1 pseudogene is annotated in these 470 nt (G+C 63.8%); it reads left to right on the forward strand.

Annotated features, from left to right (window positions below):
* Positions 1–470: pseudogene (locus JMV15_RS27915) on the forward strand (prephenate dehydratase); the annotation flags it as partial.

The raw sequence follows: 470 nt of genomic DNA on the forward strand, positions 1-470 counted from the left end.
GGTGAATTTTGGCGTGGTGCCGGTGGAAAACTCCACCGTAGGTGCGGTGAACCCACCGCTGGCCAGCTTCCTCGGACACGACATGGTGATCTGCGGGGAGGTGGAGTTGCGTATCCACCTCCACCTGCTGGTGGGTGAAAACCCCCAGACCGACAGCATCAGCCGTATCTATTCCCACGCCCAGTCCCTGGCCCAGTGCCGCAAGTGGCTGGACGCCCATTACCCGACTGTCGAGCGCGTGGCGGTGTCCAGCAACGCCGAAGCGGCCAAGCGGGTCAAGGGTGAGTGGAACTCGGCGGCGATTGCCGGCGATATGCCCGCGGGCCTCTACGGCCTGACCCGCCCGGCTGAGAAGATCTAAAACCGCCCGGCTAACTCCATGCGCTTCTTGATGATCGGCAGCCAGGCAGTGCCGCCCACCGGCGCCGACACGACTGCAATTATCGTTTCCCAGAGCACCAAACCCCGAC

It is taken from the genome of Pseudomonas paracarnis, from assembly GCF_904063055.1.
Lineage (GTDB): Bacteria > Pseudomonadota > Gammaproteobacteria > Pseudomonadales > Pseudomonadaceae > Aquipseudomonas > Aquipseudomonas paracarnis.